Annotated in this window: 11 protein-coding genes; 5 read left to right on the top strand and 6 right to left on the bottom strand. The window is 59.8% G+C overall.

All coding sequences use genetic code 11. The features are described 5' to 3' along the window. Positions 1-15: 15 nt before the first annotated feature. The 3 genes from IEQ42_RS09080 to IEQ42_RS09090 form a co-directional block, all read right to left on the bottom strand. Positions 16-1,260: a lipoprotein-releasing ABC transporter permease subunit gene (locus tag IEQ42_RS09080; protein WP_210703291.1), complete on the bottom strand. Its 1,245-nt coding sequence runs from the start codon at positions 1,258-1,260 to the stop codon at positions 16-18. A 63-nt stretch (positions 1,261-1,323) separates the two neighbouring features. Then, positions 1,324-2,007, bottom strand: coding sequence for a lipoprotein-releasing ABC transporter ATP-binding protein LolD (lolD, locus tag IEQ42_RS09085; protein ID WP_164488114.1), 684 nt, complete (start codon positions 2,005-2,007; stop codon positions 1,324-1,326). A gap of 7 nt (positions 2,008-2,014) precedes the next feature. Beyond that, entirely contained in the window at positions 2,015-3,265 is a 1,251-nt protein-coding gene (locus IEQ42_RS09090; protein WP_042560153.1) for a lipoprotein-releasing ABC transporter permease subunit, read from the bottom strand. A gap of 94 nt (positions 3,266-3,359) precedes the next feature. Between IEQ42_RS09090 and IEQ42_RS09095 the strand changes: the two genes are divergently transcribed. Beyond that, the gene (locus tag IEQ42_RS09095) at positions 3,360-3,941 is read left to right on the top strand and encodes a PilZ domain-containing protein (RefSeq protein ID WP_210703292.1); all 582 of its coding nucleotides are present in this window, start codon (positions 3,360-3,362) and stop codon (positions 3,939-3,941) included. Positions 3,942-3,955: 14 nt separating this feature from the next. Beyond that, the gene (locus tag IEQ42_RS09100; protein ID WP_150592525.1) at positions 3,956-4,678 is read left to right on the top strand and encodes a glycerophosphodiester phosphodiesterase; all 723 of its coding nucleotides are present in this window, start codon (positions 3,956-3,958) and stop codon (positions 4,676-4,678) included. A 42-nt stretch (positions 4,679-4,720) separates the two neighbouring features. Here the strand turns inward: IEQ42_RS09100 and sthA are convergent, their stop codons facing one another. Then, positions 4,721-6,115 (bottom strand): Si-specific NAD(P)(+) transhydrogenase, encoded by a 1,395-nt coding sequence (gene sthA, locus IEQ42_RS09105; protein WP_210703293.1) that lies wholly within the window; start codon positions 6,113-6,115, stop codon positions 4,721-4,723. A gap of 201 nt (positions 6,116-6,316) precedes the next feature. Continuing rightward, positions 6,317-7,303: an FAD:protein FMN transferase gene (locus IEQ42_RS09110; RefSeq protein WP_210703294.1), complete on the bottom strand. Its 987-nt coding sequence runs from the start codon at positions 7,301-7,303 to the stop codon at positions 6,317-6,319. A gap of 134 nt (positions 7,304-7,437) precedes the next feature. On the opposite strand from IEQ42_RS09110, the gene tcuC reads away from it, so the two are divergent. Then, positions 7,438-8,736: an MFS transporter gene (tcuC, locus tag IEQ42_RS09115; RefSeq protein WP_210703295.1), complete on the top strand. Its 1,299-nt coding sequence runs from the start codon at positions 7,438-7,440 to the stop codon at positions 8,734-8,736. Between the two features lie 185 nt (positions 8,737-8,921). Here tcuC and IEQ42_RS09120 read toward each other — a convergent pair whose 3' ends face one another. Further along, complete coding sequence (locus IEQ42_RS09120; protein ID WP_210703296.1) at positions 8,922-10,385, bottom strand: glyceraldehyde-3-phosphate dehydrogenase; 1,464 nt, start codon at positions 10,383-10,385, stop codon at positions 8,922-8,924. 354 nt (positions 10,386-10,739) lie between these two features. On the opposite strand from IEQ42_RS09120, the gene mfd reads away from it, so the two are divergent. Next, entirely contained in the window at positions 10,740-14,189 is a 3,450-nt protein-coding gene (mfd, locus tag IEQ42_RS09125) for a transcription-repair coupling factor (protein WP_210703297.1), read from the top strand. A gap of 10 nt (positions 14,190-14,199) precedes the next feature. Beyond that, positions 14,200-14,766 carry a CsiV family protein gene (locus IEQ42_RS09130; protein WP_210703298.1) on the top strand — a complete coding sequence of 189 codons (567 nt, stop codon included), beginning with the start codon at positions 14,200-14,202 and terminating at the stop codon, positions 14,764-14,766. Positions 14,767-14,776 lie beyond the last annotated feature (10 nt).

Here is a 14,776-nt window from a genome sequence, read left to right on the forward strand (position 1 = left end):
ATTTCGCGTCAGTGCTTACGAATATCTCAGGGCGTGAGCCGGCTCGATCTTCGCCGCCCGCCACGCCGGATACAGCGTCGCGAGGAAGCTCAAGACAAACCCGGCGGAGCAGATCAGCAACACATCACCACCCTGCAATTCAGACGGCAGATTGCTGACGAAATACACATCGGAGCTGAAGATGTGCTGCCCGCTCACTCGCTCGAACCAGCCGACCAGTTCACTGACATTCAGCGCCGCGATCACGCCCAGCACACCGCCAATCAGCGTACCGACAATGCCGATCACCGTGCCCTGCACCATGAAGATCGCCATGATCTGCCGGGGCGTGGCACCGATGGTGCGCAGGATCGCAATGTCCGCGCCCTTGTCGTTCACCACCATGATCAATGTGGCGATGATGTTGAACGCCGCCACCGCGACAATCATCAGCAGCAACAGGCCGATCATGGTTTTTTCCATCTTCATCGCACTGAACAGACTGCCCTGAGTGTGGGTCCAGTCGTCCGCCTTGAACTCGGCGCCAAGACTGGCGGCGATGTCTGAAGACACTTTCGGCGCGGCGTACAAGTCTTTGACTGCCAGACGCACGCTCTGCACCTGATTCGGCTCCCAGCGCTGCATGGTCGCGGCATCGGCTACGTGAATCAGGCCCATCGAACCGTCCAGCTCGGCCCCCACCTTGAACACGCCGACCACGTTGAGCCGCTGCATACGCGGGGTAATACCGCCCGGCGCGGTGCTGACTTCCGGCACGATCAGGGTGATCTTGTCGCCGACATTCAGGCGGAAACGGCGAGCGGTAATTTCACCAATGACCACGCCGAACTCACCTGGTTTCAGTGCGTCGAGACGGCCCTGCACAATGTGCTGGGCGACGATCGACACCTTGCCTTCCTGCGCCGGATCGACGCCGCTGATCTGGATCGGCTGCATCAAACCCTTGTAGGAGAGCATGCCTTCCATTTCGGTGAACGGCACGGCGGCAGTCACTTCGGGATTTTTCATGGCCGCGGCGGCTACCGGCTGCCAATCGTCAATCGGTTTGACGCCAACGATGGTCGCGTGCGGCACCATGCCGAGGATGCGCGAGCTCATTTCGCGCTGGAAGCCGTTCATCACCGACAACACCACGATCATCGCCAGCACGCCGAGGGCGAGGCCGATCATCGAGGTCATCGAAATGAACGAAACAAAGCGATTGCGGCGCTTGGCGCGGGTATAGCGCGTGCCGATAAAGATCGATAACGGTCTGAACATTCGCTGGGGCACCGTATAAAAATAAAAGACCCGACGCCTTTTCAGACGCCGGGTTTCAACTCATCAGATGGGCGTCAGGCAACCGTTTTGCAGGTGCAGGACGCGATCCATCTGGCGAGCCAGGTTCATGTCGTGGGTTACCACCAGGAACGCCGTGCGCATCGAGGTGCTGAGTTCCAGCATCAAATCCTGAATGCCCTGGGCGGTGTGGGAGTCGAGGTTGCCGGTCGGCTCGTCTAGCATGACCAGCCCCGGCTTGTTCACCAATGCGCGGGCAATCGCCACACGCTGGCGTTCACCGCCGGACAGCTCGGAGGGTTTGTGTTCCAGGCGATGGCCCAGCCCCACTCGCTCCAGCAGCGCGGTGGCGCGCTGACGTGCCTCAGGGATCGACGTCTTGCCGATCAGCAGCGGCATGCAGACGTTTTCCAGCGCGGTGAATTCCGGCAGCAAGTGGTGGAACTGGTAGACGAAGCCCAGCGAACGGTTACGCAGCAGACCGCGCTTCTTCTCGCTCAACGCCGACAATTCTTCACCATCGAGCCAGACACTGCCCTGGGTCGGCGTGTCGAGGCCGCCCAGCAGGTTGAGCAAAGTACTTTTGCCCGAGCCCGAGGTGCCGACAATCGCCACACGCTCGCCCGGGTTCAACTCCAGTTGCAGACCAGCCAGCACTTCTACCGACTCCGGACCTTCCTCGTAGGATTTGCCCAGGTTGCGGCAGCTCAAGATTGCTTTTTCACTCATGCCCGACTCACTCATAACGTAATGCCTCCGCCGGCTGGGTGCGCGCGGCACGCCAGGCCGGATACAGGGTGGCGAGGAAACTCAAAACCAACGCAGCGGCGCAGACCATGATCACATCCTGGCTCTGCACCTGCGACGGAAGATAATCAATGAAATACACGTCAGCATTAAGGAACTTGTGCCCGAGCAGCCCTTCGAGGGCCGAGATCGCAGCGCTGACGTTGAGCGCGGCGAGAATCCCGAGCACCGCGCCAATGGCTGTGCCGACCACACCGATGACCGTGCCTTGCACCATGAACGTGCGCATGATCGTCCCCGGCGTAGCGCCGAGGGTGCGCAGAATGGCGATGTCACCCTTCTTGTCGTTCACCACCATCACCAGCGTGGAAATGATGTTGAACGCCGCCACCGCAACGATCAGCAGCAACAGCAGACCGATCATGGCTTTCTCCATGCGGATCGCCTGATACAGATTGCCGTGGGTGCGGGTCCAGTCACGGGCGTAGAAACGGTCATCGCCAAGTTGCTGGGCGATGTTCCATGCCGCACGCGGTGCCTGAAACAGGTCGTCGAACTTCAGACGCAGGCCCTGCACCTGATCAGGTTTCCAGCGATGCATTTTCGCCAGATCCTGCAGGTTGGTGACGCCCAGATAACCGTCGAGCTCGCCGGCGCCGACATGGAAAATGCCGACCACGGTGAAGCGCTTCATGCGCGGGAACATCCCGGCCGGGGTCACGCTGACCTCCGGGGCGACGAAGGTGACCTTGTCACCGAGCCCCACGCCGAGCTTGGTCGCGGCCTTGTCGCCGATGACGATGCCGAAGCTGCCCGGCGTCAGGTCGTCGAGTTTGCCCTGCTTCATGAAGTTGTCGATGATCGACACATTGCGCTCGAGCGCAGGGTCGATGGCGTTGAGCAACACCTTGGAGACCTGACCGTTATTGGTCAGCAGGCCCTGCATCTGGGTGAACGGCGCGACGGCCGCCACCTGCGGGTTCTGTTTGACCTTGGTGGCCAGGCTTTGCCAATCGTTGATCGGATCAGTGGATTCAATGGTCGCGTGGGGCACCATGCCCAGCACGCGGGTGCGCATCTCATGATCGAAGCCATTCATCACCGAGAGCACCACGATCATCACGACCACGCCAAGGGCGAGCCCGATCATCGAAGTCAGGGAAATGAATGACACAAAATGATTGCGACGCTTTGCACGGGTATAACGCGTGCCGATAAATACGAAGAGAGGTCTGAACATGTCGGGGCTTGTTCGGAGGGAAAAGGAACGTCCTTGTGGCGGGGGTCGATAACCAGCTTTACACTCAGACCACCGCCGCTACCATGGGTTCGCCATGTCGACATTAGATGAAGAAGATCGCCGCGAATACTACCGTATCGAGGACACGATCGCACTGGAAATTCGGCCCCTGTCCGCTCCCGAAGCCGCAGGCCAGGAAGTGTTGCAGGATGCTTCCCCTCTATTCAACCTGCTCAGCGAGCTGCACCTGAGCGAATTCGAGTCGCAGCACCTGTTGCGCCAGATCAGCGAGCGCGATCGGGCCATCGCCGCGTTCCTGAAATCCCAGAACAAACGCATCGACCTGCTCAGCCAGGTGGTCGCCCTCACCGTGCTCGGCCACATCGGCGAGCCGCAACCGGTGATCATCTCCGAGGGCGGGATCGACTTTCAGTATCCGACGCCAATTGCTACCGGCGCGCATCTATCGGTAAAACTGGTGCTGATGCCGCAAGCGCTGGGCCTGCTGTTGCGTGCACGCGTCACCCATTGCGACCGCAAGGGCGACGGCTATGACGTCGGCACCGAGTTCGAACACCTGACCGATGCCCAGCGCCAGCTACTTGCCCGCTATATCTTGCAGAAGCAGGCTCAGGAACGGCGTCTGGCCCGCGAACAGAACGAATCAGGCATTTAAATTAAGGAAGAACCGTGACCCTCATCTACGGCCACCGCGGCGCCAAGGGCGAAGCACCGGAAAACACCCTGACCGGTTTTCAGGAATGTCTCAAGCACGGCGTGCGCCGCTGCGAACTGGATCTGCACCTGTCAAAGGACGGCGAGCTGATGGTCATCCACGACCCGACGCTCAAGCGCACCACCGACCGTCGCGGCAAGGTCGTCGAGCAGACTGCCGCCGATCTGGTGACATTTGATGCGCGTAAGGGCGGCCCTGGCTGGATCAAGCCGTGCCCGATTCCGACGCTGGAAGAGTTGTTCGAGAAGTGCGATTTCGAGCACTGGCAGCTTGAAGTCAAAAGTGCATCTCGCACCCGCGCTGCCACCACCGTGTTGGCGATTCGGGAAATGGCGCAACGCCACGGCTTGCTCGACAAGGTGACCATCACCTCGAGCTCGCGGGAAGTATTGAAGGCTGCACTGGATCTGGTGCCGGATGTGTCGCGCGGTCTGGTCGCCGAGTACGCCTGGCTCGACCCGTTGAAGGTCGCGCAAAGCTACGGCTGCGAGATTCTGGCGTTGAACTGGACGCTGTGTACGCCTGAGCGCCTGCAAAAAGCGCAGCGTCAGGGCCTGCATGTGTCGGTGTGGACCGTCAACGAGCCTGCGCTGATGCGCAGACTCGCCGACTTCGGCGTTGACAGCCTGATTACAGACTTTCCCGGTTTGGCCACTGCCACGCTCGAGAATTGCTGAAATCGGTCTCCCCGGCCGGCTCAGGCCACCGGCCGGAGCCCGTCAAAAAAGCCGGTTGAGGCCGTCGTACGCCGCTACCCGATAGGCTTCAGCCATGGTCGGGTAGTTGAACGTGGTGTTGACGAAGTACTTCAGTGTGTTCAGCTCACCCGGCTGGCTCATGATCGCCTGACCGATGTGAACGATCTCCGATGCCTGATAACCGAAGCAGTGAACGCCCAGCACTTCCAGGGTTTCACGGTGGAACAGGATCTTCAGCATGCCTTGCGGCTCGCCGGCAATCTGCGCCCGCGCCATGCTCTTGAAGAACGCCTTGCCAACTTCGTACGGCACCTTGGCCTGGGTCAGTTCCTGCTCGTTCTTGCCGATCGAGCTGATCTCCGGAATGGTGTAGATGCCGGTCGGCACGTCATTGACGAAGCGCCAGCTAGCGTTATCCACGATGCTGCCAGCGGCCGAACGGCCCTGGTCGTGAGCAGCGCTGGCCAGGCTCGGCCAGCCGATCACGTCGCCCGCGCCGTAGATGTTCGGCACGCAGGTGCGATAAGCCTCGTCGACTTCGATCTGGCCACGGCTGTTGACCTTGACGCCGATGTTTTCCAGACCCAACTGATCGGTGTTGCCGGTACGCCCGTTGCACCAGAGCAAGGCGTCGGCCTTGATCTTCTTGCCGGACTTCAGGTGCAGGATCACGCCGTTGTCGACGCCTTCAACGCGATCGTAATCTTCGTTGTGGCGCACTGTGATGTTGTTGTTGCTGAAGTGGTAGCTCAACGCCTGGGAGATTTCCGAGTCGAGGAAGCTCAGCAACTGACCGCGGTTGTCCACCAGCTCAACCAGCACACCCAGACCACTGAAGATCGACGCGTATTCGCAGCCGATCACGCCGGCGCCGTAAACGATCAGTTTGCGCGGGGTGTGGCCGAGGCTGAGGATGGTGTCGCTATCGTAGATACGCGGGTGATGGAAATCGATGTCCGCCGGGCGATACGGACGCGAACCGGTGGCGATGATGATGTGCTTGGCTACCAGTTTTTCGACCACGCCATTGGCGCAGACCACTTCAATGGTTTGCTCGTCGGCGAAGCTGCCGGTGCCGAAAAACACGTCGACACGATTACGAGCGTAGTAGCCAGTGCGCGAGGCGACTTGTTTGGAAATGACTTTCTCGGCGCTTTTCAACACGTCCGGGAAGGAGAACCAGCGCGGCTCGCCGATGGCCCGGAACATAGGGTTGGTGTTGAACTGCATGATCTGCCGCACCGAGTGACGCAGTGCCTTGGACGGGATGGTGCCGAGGTGGGTGCAGTTGCCGCCGACCTGGCGACGGCTGTCGACCATCGCGACCTTGCGCCCTGCTTTGGCGGCGTTCATTGCCGCGCCTTCTCCTGCCGGGCCGGAACCCAGCACCACCACGTCGTAGTTGTAGACAGCCATGCGTACTCCTCAGAACAGGCCGCGGTGCCAGCAGCACCGGCGGCTAAATCACGCCGAACGGCGGCGTGAAGGAACAATTGGGGGTCAGTAAAGAACCCGGACACAGTCTATAGAAGCGTCAACGCCGCGCACATTAACCCTTGGTCGCGTCGTAGGCTACTTTTGCCTGCACTACAACGCCAGCTTTCGTATTGTTCTCAGTCAATTTTTTGCGCCCGAGAGCCGATCGAAAGCCTTGCTGGTGCGTATGACAAAACCTGTATCGGCACGAATGACAAAGAATGCACCAATGTCATGTTTTTCGGCATAGGCCCACGCCCTTTCAGGCCCGAGAATCAGCAACAGCGTCGATAGTCCATCGGCCATCAATGCTGAAGGATGAATGACCGTGACCGACGCCAGGTCGTGCAGGACGGGCGCGCCACTGCGGGCATCGAAGGTGTGGGAATAGCGCCGACCGTCCTGCAGGAAATAGTTGCGGTAGTCACCCGAGGTGGACACGCCGTAGCCGTCGACGTTGATGATGCGCTCGGCGACCTGCTGATCGTCGCGAGGCGCTTCCAACGCAATGCGCCATGGCGAACCGTCAGGTTTTTTGCCCTTGGCCTTGAGCTCGCCAGTGGCCTCGGCGAGGTAATCGTGGATGCCCATGGCGTCGAGCCTGGCGGCAATCGTGTCGACGGCATAACCGGCGGCGATACTGTTGAAGTCGACTTCGACGGCGGCGTCCTTGCACAACTGCTCGCCATCGATGCGCAAATGCTGATGACCGACCCTCTGCAACACCTCCGCCAACGCAGCGGCACTCGGGACCTTTTCTTCGCGACCTTGCGGGCCGAAACCCCACAGATTCAGCAGCGGCTCCACGGTCAGGTCGTAGGAACCTTCGCTTTGCTCTGACAGCTGCTTGCCGATGCGGACCAGCTCGAGGACAGGCGCGGGCATTCTCTGACAAGTATTGGCGGGCAATGCGTTGAAGCGCTCGATATCCGAGTCACTGCGATACGTGGACATTTGCCGCTCGATTTCGGCGAGGATGCCCTCCACTTCGCTGCGCACTCGAGCGGCATCCACCTGACCTGCATGACGCACGTACTTGATCGAATACGTGCTGCCCATGGTCGCGCCGCCAAAGTTTTCCAGGCTGTCGCCGTTGCCGCAGCCCGACAAAACAGCGGCCAGGACCATAAGCCCTCTGCACCGTCCAGTTAACAAATCTTCATCTCCCCGCAAAACCGCGGCGGCCATTATGGACTACAGAGCGCGCTCGCTCCGAAACGGATGCGACGCCTTCACACAAATTCAATAGTGAGAATCTGCAAATGTCCTCGACCACGGGCAACGGCAAAGCGATTTTTCGCGTTGTCAGCGGCAATTTCCTCGAAATGTTCGACTTCATGGTCTACGGCTTCTACGCCACGGCCATCGCCAAAACCTTCTTCCCTGCCGACAGCGCCTTTGCGTCTCTGATGCTGTCGCTGGCCACGTTCGGCGCCGGCTTCCTGATGCGTCCATTAGGGGCGATTTTCCTCGGCGCTTACATCGACCGTCATGGCCGGCGCAAAGGCCTGATCATTACCTTGGCAATGATGGCCGCCGGCACCGTGCTGATCGCCTGCGTCCCCGGCTATGCAACGCTTGGCGTGGCCGCACCGTTGCTGGTGCTGTTCGGACGCCTGCTCCAAGGCTTCTCGGCCGGCGTGGAACTGGGCGGCGTGTCGGTGTATCTGGCGGAAATCTCCACCCCCGGCCGCAAGGGCTTCTTCGTCAGTTGGCAGTCCGCCAGCCAACAGGCGGCCGTGGTATTCGCCGGCCTGCTCGGTGTCGGTCTCAATCACTGGCTAAGCCCGGAGGAAATGGGCGAATGGGGCTGGCGCGTGCCGTTTCTGATTGGCTGCATGATCGTACCGGTGATCTTCGTCATCCGTCGTTCGCTGGAAGAAACCCCGGAATTCCAGGCGCGTAAACATCGCCCTACCCTGCGCGAAATCGTCCGCTCGATCGGTCAGAACTTTGGCATTGTCATCGCCGGCATGGCGCTGGTTGTGATGACCACAGTGTCGTTCTACCTGATCACCGCCTACACCCCGACTTTCGGCAAATCCGAACTGCATCTGTCGGACCTGGACGCCTTGCTGGTGACGGTCTGCATCGGTCTGTCGAACTTCTTCTGGTTGCCGGTGATGGGTGCGGTATCCGACAGGGTCGGACGTAAACCCCTACTGCTGGCGGCGACAATTCTGGCGATTCTGACGGCTTATCCGGCGCTGTCGTGGCTGGTGGCAAACCCGAGCTTCAGCCATCTGCTGATCGTCGAGCTGTGGCTGTCGTTCCTGTACGGCTCTTATAACGGCGCGATGGTGGTGGCGCTCACGGAGATCATGCCGGTGGACGTTCGTACGACCGGGTTCTCGTTGGCCTACAGCCTGGCAACGGCGACGTTTGGTGGTTTTACACCGGCAGCGTGCACTTATCTGATTCATGTGCTGGGTAACAAGGCTGCGCCGGGGATCTGGCTCACAGGTGCGGCGGTGTTGGGGTTGATTGCGACGCTGGTGTTGTTTCGTGGCAACAGGCATGAGCTGCGTACTGCGCAAGCGGCTGTGTTCGGTCGCGCCTGACAGGACCCCATCGCTGGCAAGCCAGCTCCCACAAGGGTTTCGGGTGTGAATGCGATTGTGCAAGCTCTCAAGAAACCTGTGGGAGCTGGCTTGCCAGCGATGAGGCCGGTACAGGCAACAGAGATTTACAAGGCATAAAAAAACGCCCCGACCTAAGTCGGGGCGTTTTCATGTGCAGCCAAGGCTTAGCGCGGGAACGCAGGCGGGTTTACACCGGCCATGTCTTCCATCACGCGAACCACCTGGCAGCTGTAACCGAACTCGTTGTCGTACCAGACGTACAGAACAACGCGGTTATCCTGAGTGATGGTCGCTTCAGCGTCGACCACACCGGCGTGGCGCGAGCCAACGAAGTCGGTCGAAACCACTTCCTGCGAGTTGACGAAGTCGATTTGCTTATGCAGATCGGAGTGCAGCGCCATGTAGCGCAGGTACTCATTCATCTCTTCACGGGTGGCGGCTTTCTCAAGGTTGAGGTTGAGAATGGCCATCGACACGTTCGGCGTTGGAACACGGATCGCGTTACCGGTCAGCTTGCCGGCCAGCTCAGGCAGAGCCTTGGCAGCAGCGGTGGCAGCACCGGTCTCGGTGATAACCATGTTCAGCGCGGCGCTACGGCCACGGCGATCGCCCTTGTGGAAGTTGTCGATCAGGTTCTGGTCGTTGGTGTACGAGTGAACGGTTTCGACGTGACCGTTGATGATGCCGAACTTGTCATTCACAGCCTTGAGCACCGGCACGATGGCGTTGGTGGTGCAGGAAGCGGCAGACACGATCTTGTCGTCAGCGGTGATTTCACTATGGTTGATGCCGTGAACGATGTTCTTCAGCTTGCCTTTGCCAGGCGCGGTCAGAACAACGCGGTCGACACCCGGGCACGCCAGATGTTGACCCAGGCCATCAGCGTCACGCCATACACCGGTGTTGTCCACCAGCAGCGCGTCTTTGATACCGTACTGGGTGTAATCCACTTCAGTCGGGTTCTTCGCGTAGATCACCTGGATCAGGTTACCGTTGGCGGTGATGGTGTTGTTTTCTTCGTCGATGGTGATGGTGCCGTTGAACGAACCATGGACCGAATCGCGACGCAGCAGGCTGGCGCGCTTGGTCAGGTCGTTGTCGGCGCCTTTACGCACGACGATGGCACGCAGACGCAGACCGTCGCCACCACCGGTTTTTTCGATCAGGATGCGCGCCAGCAGACGGCCGATACGACCGAAGCCGTACAGCACAACGTCAGTGCCTTTGCGGGCCGAGGCGTTTTGCTGGCCAACCACATCAGCCATTTCTTCACGAACGAACTGCTCGGCGCTGCGGCCGTTGCCTTCGTTGCGGAATTTGAACGCCAACTTGCCCAGGTCTACCGAGGCCGCGCCGAGCTTGAGCTCGCTCATGGCTTTGAGCAGGGGGAATGTTTCGTGGACGGAGAGTTCGCTGTCGTCGGAAGAACGGTGGCGCGCAAAGCGGTGAGCTTTGAGAATCGCGATGACAGACTGGTTGATCAGGCTGCGGCCATAGATCGAGCTCACCACGTTGTTATTGCGGTAGAGCTGACCGATAAGCGGGATCATCGCTTCTGCGAGTGCTTCACGGTCGATCCATTCACCAAGACACTGGTCGGGCTTCTGAGTCACGGTAACCTTCCACATGTAGGGGCAGAAAAAAGGGGCTACATTATGCCGCTCAGAACCTCTCGTAGCAATGCGCGCCTGTCGCGCAAACGCTAACAAATTTCCGTTCAAAAAAATTACGCCCTTCTCCAGCCCAGTAAATACGCGGCCTCCAGCACAGTCAATTTTTCGACGACTGTTAGACGATGTCTGTAACCCTCCGAAACACCACGCGGTTTCGGCACTACATAACCGCTAAAAAAGTGCTGGTTTTTATGGTTACCACTACATTTCACCCAAATATCGAAGATAGACACAGTCTGCAACTGACAGGCAGCATCGGACGCCGCTACAATTACCGACTTTGTCGCAACGCCTGGAGCTCAACCTTCCGTGCCTGTTCTGCGTCTACCGCTTCTCCCTGCTGCGGCAGGTAAACAGCATTGGGGCAATTTGCCCGGTGCCGCCCTCAGCCTGGCGATTGCCGAGGCTGCCAGCGCTGCCAAGCGCTTCACCCTGCTCCTGACCGCCGACAGCCAAAGTGCCGAACGGCTGGAACAGGAGCTGAGTTTCTTCGCCCCGGATTTGCCCGTCCTGCATTTTCCCGACTGGGAAACCCTGCCCTACGACCTGTTCTCGCCGCATCAGGACATCATTTCCCAGCGCATTGCCGCCTTATACAGGTTGCCGGAGCTGGCGCATGGCGTGCTGGTGGTGCCGATCACGACAGCACTGCATCGTCTGGCGCCGACCAAGTTCCTGCTCGGCAGCAGCCTGGTGCTGGATGTCGGCCAGAAGCTCGACGTCGAACAAATGCGCTCGCGACTCGAAGCCAGCGGCTATCGCTATGTAGACACCGTCTACGAGCACGGCGAGTTCACCGTGCGCGGCGCATTGATCGATTTGTTCCCGATGGGCAGCAAGCTGCCCTATCGCATCGACCTGTTCGACGACGAAATCGAAACCCTGCGCACCTTCGATCCGGAAAACCAGCGCTCCATCGACAAGGTCGATTCGGTCAAGCTGCTGCCGGCCCGTGAGTTCCCGCTGCAGAAAGATGCCGTCACCCGCTTCAAGGCGCGTTTCCGCGAACGCTTTGACGTTGATTTCCGTCGTTGCCCGATCTTTCAGGATTTGAGCAGCGGCATCACACCGGCCGGTATCGAGTACTACTTGCCGCTGTTCTTTGACGAAACCTCGACCCTGTTCGATTACCTGCCCCAGGACACGCAAGTGTTCTCGCTGCCGGGCATTGAGCAAGCGGCGGAGAATTTCTGGAACGACGTACGCAATCGTTATGAAGAACGCCGCGTCGATCCTGCTCGTCCTTTATTGCCACCGGCGGAATTGTTCCTGCCGGTGGAAGATTGCTTTGCCAGGCTCAAGAGCTGGCCGCGCGTGGTCGCCAGTCAACAGGACGTGGAAGTCGGTGCAGGTCGCGAGCGCTTCCCGGCGCAAACGCTGCCAAATCTGGCAATCGAAGCCAAAGCCACGCAACCGCTGGCAGCGCTGGCAGGTTTCCTCGATGAATTTCCCGGACGCGTGCTGTTCACGGCCGAATCGGCGGGCCGTCGCGAAGTCCTGCTGGAGTTGCTCGAACGCCTGAAACTGCGACCAAAAACGGTCGACAGCTGGCCGGATTTCGTCGCGAGCAAGGATCGCCTGGCGATCACCATTGCGCCGCTCGACGAAGGCCTTTTGCTCGACGACCCGGCGCTGGCATTGGTCGCCGAAAGTCCGCTGTTCGGTCAGCGAGTCATGCAGCGTCGCCGTCGCGAGAAGCGCGCCGACGGCAACCACGACGCGGTGATCAAGAACCTCACCGAACTGCGCGAAGGCGCGCCGGTGGTGCACATCGATCACGGTGTCGGCCGCTACCTGGGCCTGACGATTCTGGAAATCGACGATCAGGCTGCCGAATTTCTCACCCTCGAATACGCCGAGAACGCCAAGCTCTACGTGCCGGTGGCCAACCTGCACTTGATCGCCCGCTACACCGGCAGCGACGATGCACTGGCCCCGCTGCACCGCCTCGGCTCCGAGACCTGGCAGAAAGCCAAACGCAAAGCGGCCGAACAGGTGCGCGACGTTGCCGCCGAATTGCTCGACATCTATGCCCGTCGCGCCGCTCGCGAAGGTTATGCGTTCGCCGATCCGAAAGCCGATTACGCAACATTCAGCGCCGGTTTCCCGTTCGAAGAAACACCCGACCAGCAAACCACCATCGAAGCAGTGCGCGCCGACATGCTCGCGCCGAAACCGATGGATCGCCTGGTCTGCGGTGACGTGGGTTTCGGCAAGACCGAAGTGGCCATGCGCGCAGCGTTCATCGCTGTGCACGGCGGCCGCCAGGTTGCGATTCTGGTGCCGACCACCCTGCTCGCCCAGCAGCATTACAACAGCTTCCGCGACCGCTTCGCCGACTGGCCAGTGAGCGTGGAAGTGATGAGCCGCTTCAAGTCCGCCAAGGAAGTCAACGCGGCGATTGCCGATCTGGCGGAAGGCAAGATCGACATCGTCATCGGCACGCACAAATTGCTGTCCGACGACGTGAAAATCAAAAACCTCGGGCTGGTGATCATCGACGAAGAGCACCGTTTTGGTGTGCGTCAGAAAGAACAGCTCAAGGCCTTGCGCAGCGAAGTCGACATTCTGACCCTGACGGCCACACCGATTCCGCGCACGCTGAACATGGCAGTGTCGGGCATGCGTGACCTGTCGATCATTGCCACACCACCGGCACGACGCCTGTCGGTGCGCACCTTCGTCATGGAGCAGAACAAGAGCACGGTCAAAGAAGCCCTGCTCCGCGAACTGCTGCGTGGCGGACAGGTTTATTACCTGCACAACGATGTGAAAACCATCGAGAAGTGCGCCGCCGATCTGGCCGAACTGGTTCCGGAAGCACGAATCGCCATCGGCCACGGACAGATGCGCGAGCGCGAACTCGAACAGGTGATGAGCGACTTCTATCACAAGCGTTTCAACGTGCTGATCGCCTCGACCATCATCGAGACCGGTATCGACGTACCGAGCGCCAACACCATCATCATCGAACGCGCCGACAAGTTCGGTCTGGCGCAACTGCACCAGCTGCGCGGCCGTGTCGGTCGCAGTCACCACCAGGCTTATGCTTATCTGCTGACGCCGCCGCGCCAGCAGATCACTTCAGACGCAGAAAAGCGTCTGGAGGCGATTGCCAACACCCAGGACCTCGGTGCCGGTTTCGTGCTGGCCACCAACGACCTGGAAATCCGTGGCGCCGGCGAACTGCTCGGCGATGGCCAGAGCGGCCAGATTCAAGCCGTGGGTTTCACGCTGTATATGGAAATGCTTGAGCGCGCGGTGAAATCGATCCGCAAGGGCGAGCAACCGAATCTCGATCAACCGCTTGGCGGTGGCCCGGAAGTCAATCTGCGGGTACCGGCGCTGATTCCGGAAGACTATTTGCCGGACGTTCACGCCCGCCTGATCCTGTACAAGCGCATCGCGTCGGCCACCGACGAGGAAGGCTTGAAGGATCTGCAAGTCGAGATGATCGATCGTTTCGGCCTGCTTCCGGAGCCGACCAAGAATCTGGTGCGCATCACCGCGTTGAAGCTGCAGGCCGAAAAGCTGGGCATCAAGAAAGTCGACGGTGGCCCGCAGGGTGGACGCATTGAGTTTGAAGCGCAGACCCCAGTCGATCCGATGACCCTGATCAAACTGATTCAGAGCCAGCCAAAACGCTACAAATTCGAAGGCGCCACGATGTTCAAGTTCCAGATGCCGATGGAGCGCCCGGAAGAGCGCTTTAATACTGTAGAGGCGCTGTTTGAGCGCCTCATCCCGAAAACTGCTTGAAGGACGCCGCATGCGCCTGTTTCGTTCACTGACTTTGCTACTCACCTTGGTAGCACCTTCGGCGTTTGCCGATGACCTGTATCAGGTCGAAATGATTCTGGTGCGCCAGAACGCTGTGCCGGCGATTGTCAGCCGCGCCGCGCCGGAAGACTGGGCCGCCGGCGCCCAGCGTTTGGGCGACGACAGCAAACGTACGCCGGCGCTGAACGACGTCGTCACCAGACTCACCGCCAGCGGCGAGTACAGCGTGTTGATGCACAAGGCCTGGCAACAAACCCTCGGTGAAACGCCGGCAAAAGTCGCGGTCAGCGAAGGCAACGAGCAATTCGGTCAGTTCCCGATCGAGGGTACGCTTGAGATGAAACTCGGGCGCTTCACCGACGTGGCTGCGGATTTCTGGGTCAATCAGATCGACGCCAATGGCCTGGTCACTGCCAGTGAGCGCCTGAAACAGGACAGCCACACCAAAAACGGCCAGCTCAATTATCTCGACAACGGCCATCTGGCCCTGCTGATCAAGATCACTTCCCTGACCGCGCCTGCGCCACGGGAAGCGCCTGAAGTCGTTCCGGACTGATCGAAGTCCT

Source organism: Pseudomonas iridis (assembly GCF_017980685.1).
In the GTDB taxonomy this organism is placed as follows: Bacteria; Pseudomonadota; Gammaproteobacteria; order Pseudomonadales; family Pseudomonadaceae; genus Aquipseudomonas; species Aquipseudomonas iridis.

Coding starts and splice junctions, on each gene's coding strand:
- tcuC (WP_210703295.1), top strand. CDS start 7,438: ATGTCCTCGACCACGGGCAACGGCAAAGCGATTTTTCGCGTTGTCAGC.
- IEQ42_RS09120 (WP_210703296.1), bottom strand. CDS start 10,385: ATGTGGAAGGTTACCGTGACTCAGAAGCCCGACCAGTGTCTTGGTGAA.
- IEQ42_RS09090 (WP_042560153.1), bottom strand. CDS start 3,265: ATGTTCAGACCTCTCTTCGTATTTATCGGCACGCGTTATACCCGTGCA.
- lolD (WP_164488114.1), bottom strand. CDS start 2,007: ATGAGTGAAAAAGCAATCTTGAGCTGCCGCAACCTGGGCAAATCCTAC.
- IEQ42_RS09130 (WP_210703298.1), top strand. CDS start 14,200: ATGCGCCTGTTTCGTTCACTGACTTTGCTACTCACCTTGGTAGCACCT.
- IEQ42_RS09110 (WP_210703294.1), bottom strand. CDS start 7,303: ATGGTCCTGGCCGCTGTTTTGTCGGGCTGCGGCAACGGCGACAGCCTG.
- IEQ42_RS09080 (WP_210703291.1), bottom strand. CDS start 1,260: ATGTTCAGACCGTTATCGATCTTTATCGGCACGCGCTATACCCGCGCC.
- sthA (WP_210703293.1), bottom strand. CDS start 6,115: ATGGCTGTCTACAACTACGACGTGGTGGTGCTGGGTTCCGGCCCGGCA.
- IEQ42_RS09095 (WP_210703292.1), top strand. CDS start 3,360: ATGTCGACATTAGATGAAGAAGATCGCCGCGAATACTACCGTATCGAG.